We start from the raw sequence: 4,776 nt of genomic DNA, 5'->3' as shown, positions 1-4,776 counted from the left end.
ACCGTCGCGCAATATGCTCGCACGGTGTTCGGTGAGAGTTCCTCATGCACCAGATGCCGCCTGAAGCGTTGCACGGCTTGCGTGTTGTTCGATTCCATTTCAACATCCTTTCTGTCGGTAATGAGGGGTGCGAGAATAATATTTCGACCCCTCTTTCAGATGATGAATTGCCCGACGGTTTGCGAAAGGACAACTGCGCTATATGTTGTCTCATACAAATCTCATACTGAAGTCGGTTGTGTTCAAGAGCATTCGAACAGCACGTTCCGGGTGCCGTAGATTCTCGACATGTTGACCGATCATCGAAAGCAAATCATCGATTGTGGATTTATGGCGTAGAGACATTGGCCCGTTGTTGCCAAGTTGTTGATTGTTATGTATAAACGAATCACGTTTTGAGACAACGCCGCATGAAGCAACTGAATATCGGGGTCTGCGTTTCTGAGACGTGCCTGTATGGTACGAGCGCAGCGGAGCAAAGGGCAAGCCTGTTATGCTCGGATATCGTTGCTGCGCCGCGCGCAAATCCATAGCTGCCATCGTAGCCTTTGCTTTGGCAGCGTCCATGAGTCCTCTTTCCGCATACGCTGTCGAACCCGATTCTGCAAGTGATCCTTCTGTTGCGCAGGCAACGGTCCCGAACGTTCAAGGTGAGTCCACCGACGTTCAGAGCGGATCCGCCAACGCTCAGCTTCCTGATATCCAGATGATCCCACAAACGCCTGATGAAGCCGCATCCGTTTTAGCGGCCGATGTGCGCGAAGGTGATATGGTGGTGCAGCAAGATGGCCTGAATTTCCTCGTTGGTCAGGAAGGCGCCACCTTCACCGGATGGAGCGCCGTTGCGCCCATAGGGGCGCTGAATGTGCCCGAAACGGTGCGGGTGGGCGGTCAAGATGTGCCCGTGGTGGCCATGTCCTTCAGCCAGGCAGCCGGGGTCGTTGACGCGGTCAATGCATCGACCGCTTCTGCTCCTGCCGCCGATGTTCAAGCTGCGCCCTCTGTGGAAGAGAACGCTGGATCGGTGGTTGCCATCTCCGCCGCTGCCTCATGGCTTGCGCTGGCGGATAAGGTGGCCGCATGCATGAGTGCGCCAGAGGTCACCTCCATTGCGCTTCCTTCTTCCTTAACAAGCATTGACACCACGGCCTTTGCGGCGTTCCCGAACGCCAAGACCATCATGGTCGATGCTGCCAATGCTGCTTATAAGAGTTACAACGGCATGCTGTTCAACAGCAGCCTTACTAGCCTCCTCCTCGTCCCGGAGGGTCTGGAGGGCAATGCCGTGCTCCCCTTGGGAATAGCCTCTGTCCCTGCTTATGTCTTTTCCCGTTGCACTAAGCTTTCGGCTATTATCCCAACTTCAGGTGAAGATGGTTCTCAAACCCTCTCTTTGTCTGATTCCCAGGGGGGCATGGCGACTTCTGCCTTCTACTTCCAGGACGGTCTTTTATATGAGAAGAATACCGATGCTTCCGGCGCACCTGATGGCACGCTCACTTTGGTGGCTGCTCCTTCCGCTATTGGCGTGAGCGTGCATCTGGTGTCGGAATGCACTGCCATAGCCGAAGGCGCCCTCTGGGGGTGCCGCGATCTGGCCACTATTCAAGCACCTGGTGTCATCTCTGGTATATGCACGGGCATGGTGGCCGACCTTGAAGACACTTCTATTCTCTTCTCGGCGCCCGCGTCCGGCGTAGCTGCGGAGTCAACGGACGCGGCGGTCCCGTCGCCGGGCGCGAGCAGCCTTGCAGGCGCTGAGGCCGAACCATATCTGTATGCGGTCGCCGAAGAGAATGCGAATGATCAGTCGAGCGCCCAGAACGCCAATCCTGATGCGCTTATCTACTACGCACAGGTGCCTGCATTCAGGCCATCGGTGATCGAAGCGGCAATTGTTGTGACCGCTGACGACGACCAGCACAAGCAAGCATGGAAGGTCGTCGGGTTCACGCAGTTCGTCCAAGGCACTGCATTGCCCGATCCTGATGATTCTGACGATACGGTGGCCGAAGATGGGTCGCCCCTGCCGGTGAAGCCTGTCGGCCCTGCCGGTGAAGATGGTTTCGCGTTCACCATGTTGTCGAATGGCACGCTGTCGGTGGCATGGGCGGCGGACAAAGATGCTCCGGCCCAGCTTGAGATCCCTGCAAGCGGGGTGTTGGATGGCGTAAGCTATACGGTCACCAAGATCGCCGACCAGGCGTTCGTGAACGATCCGAAGATCGAATCGGTCACGTTGCCCCTCACCATCACCGAGATAGGGGATGCTGCCTTTGCTCGATGCTCGTCGCTGCGCACGGTGGCGCTCAACAGCGGGCTCGTCTCCATCGGTGAAGATGCCTTCCGCACCAGCGCTCTTGAAGGGGTCGTCATCCCTGGCGGAGTGCACTACATCGGTAGTAAGGCTTTCGGCGATTTGAGGGATACCGAGATCGTTGCGCCAGCTGCGATCCCCTACGTGAGCGAAAGCGTGCTTTCCGGTTCCACCGGCGTGCACGTGTATGTACCATACAACGAAGCGGGCGACTACGCATGGAACACCGGAGTGGTGGCAACGGGTAATCGTCTCTGCCCCTATGGTGTGCGTCTGAACTCGCAGGCGATGAACTTGCAGTCTGGGCAATCTGCCGAATTGTTCGGCGGAGATGGCTATATCTATGCGCCTGGCAGCGTGAAGGTGAGCTGCACCTACAATGCCGATGCAGTTGATATTGATGCGGCATCGGGCGTCATCAACGCTCTTCGCAGCGGCAACGCCGATGTGAACATCAGTCTTTCGGTTCCCGTGAGCGAAACCTCCATCAGCCGTCAAAAACACGAGAGCGTGAAGGTTGCATGAAGCGAATGAAAAACATGCGCCATACGTTCATAACGTTCGCAACAGCAGTTGCTCTGATAGTTGCAAGTGTTCCTGCCACAGCTTTTGCCACATCTCCAGATGGCGGCGCGGAAAGATCTGATCCTGCACCTGAAGTGCCCATCATTGATGTAACGGTGCCGGTCGGCTTCATCCTTGGGGGAGATGCGGGGCTTGACATCCAGCAGTTGGGAGAGGTGCAAGCAAGCGCCGAGTTCGTGAATAACTCCAACATCGGTGTGCGCATCAAAGAGGCAACCTGTGATGCAGCAGGCCTTAACAGTTACTTTGAAGTAGGGGAGGGAAACACCGCCAAGCTCTCCTTGATTGGTAAGGAGATATCTTGGGTGCCTAATGCGGAAGGCGCGCAAAGCATCTATACGGAGAGTTCTGAGGATCTGCGCGAGGGGATCATATTCGGTGTCGGTGACCGTGTGAGCACCTCGATGACTCTCAGCATGAAGGATATGGGTCTCAAAGATGCAGTGATACAGGCCACTAAGGACCGCACAGCATTGCGCGACCTTATGAAGCTTACCTGGACCTTCGAGCGAGCTGCCAGTGGTTCGGAAGAAGACGAATTTTTTTTAAGGATTAACGACGATGCGACCCATGAGGCGCTCGCGCCTTATGCAGGTCAGTGCTATTCCCTTCAAGGAGTTAGCAGCATGGCAGATGATCTGTCGAAGAATGGGGAGGACTCCATCTACTACGACATGTTCAAGGCCATGGTTTCCGATGTTCAGCCACACGAGACAGGCGACGATGCGACTGTTGCTGCCGGTCAATATACGTGCCAAGTAAAATGGAACGGTGATGGTGATGGAAACAGTGCGCCTATATCTTATGATGTCCGCGTGGTAGGCATCAATCACGACGACTTAGCAACCCCCGCCAATGGACGCACCAAAGCCGGTCTTACCTTTCAGTTCGTAAATCTGATGACACGGCTCCGGCAAGTCAATTCATCTGCGACCAATGCGGGCGGTTGGGGTCAATCGCAACTGCGTGCCAACATGAATCCCGATACGCTTCCCAATGCGGGCGCTGTTGTAAACGGGTCGGATACGAATTCCATATGGGACTTGGTTCCAAGCGATCAGCAAGAAGCCTTCAAGACCGTGAAGAAGCTCTATCAGCCTACCTACAACAACAGAACGGACACGCAAGAACAGTTGCCTACGATAGACGACAAGCTGTTCATCGCGAGCTTAGGAGAGCACTTCGCTGAGTATGCCGATGGCGGCCCCTATTGGTCACAAGCGCTATCGTGGCTTTTATCCGAGGGGCTATCCCTACGAATACTGGGCAAACAAGCTTGGGCCACTGTGGGGTGCGGATGTTTCACTTCGCGCGGGCTATCAAAGTTCTCCTGAAATTGCCGCTAACTATTGGGTGCGTACCGTACGTCCTGTATACTCAGATAAGGATATGCTGGCTGGTTTGGCTAATAGCAACCTGATCAGCAATGGTCCCCAAGCGCATGATTCAAGCGGCGTACGACCTTGTTTTTGCCTGTGAATTCATTGCTCCCACATGCCGTTTCTGATCTTTCCATGAATCCTCAATAAGCCTTTGGGTATGTGGTAGCTCGGAATGCCCAAAATATGTTTTAAGGCGTGTGCAGAAAACATCCACGCATCCAACGGATATATGAATATACGAAGATAGATGAATAGAGTTTTTGATGCGCAGGTGCTATACTGAATGCACCAGCAAAGCCCGTCGGTGATTACAGGAGGCAGGCGGCGCAGGTAATAGATCAGATTAAGGCCGGTTGCCCCCGGTCTTTTTCTTTTCTCCCTTCGCCATCCGTCGGTGCTTATATTCGGCTTAGGTCTCAAAAAGTGTGCCCCTGGCAATTATTCACTGCTTGTATTCAGTAGGCATATGAAACTCGTTCCAGACGATCCCCG

General features: G+C 54.6%; 2 protein-coding genes. Both read left to right on the top strand.

All coding sequences use genetic code 11. The annotated features are described in order from the left end of the window. The first annotated feature begins 493 nt into the window (after positions 1-493). Entirely contained in the window at positions 494-2,842 is a 2,349-nt protein-coding gene (locus tag NFR19_RS08670) for a leucine-rich repeat domain-containing protein (protein ID WP_251213396.1), read from the top strand. Between the two features lie 5 nt (positions 2,843-2,847). Continuing rightward, positions 2,848-4,236, top strand: coding sequence for a hypothetical protein (locus NFR19_RS08665; RefSeq protein ID WP_251213395.1), 1,389 nt, complete (start codon positions 2,848-2,850; stop codon positions 4,234-4,236). The last annotated feature ends 540 nt before the right edge of the window (positions 4,237-4,776 follow it).

The sequence above is a fragment of the Adlercreutzia murintestinalis genome, assembly GCF_943192905.1.
In the GTDB taxonomy this organism is placed as follows: domain Bacteria; phylum Actinomycetota; class Coriobacteriia; order Coriobacteriales; family Eggerthellaceae; genus Adlercreutzia_A; species Adlercreutzia_A murintestinalis.
This window is presented reverse-complemented; position numbering and strand designations above follow the sequence as displayed.

Coding starts and splice junctions, on each gene's coding strand:
- NFR19_RS08670 (WP_251213396.1), top strand. CDS start 494: ATGCTCGGATATCGTTGCTGCGCCGCGCGCAAATCCATAGCTGCCATC.
- NFR19_RS08665 (WP_251213395.1), top strand. CDS start 2,848: ATGAAAAACATGCGCCATACGTTCATAACGTTCGCAACAGCAGTTGCT.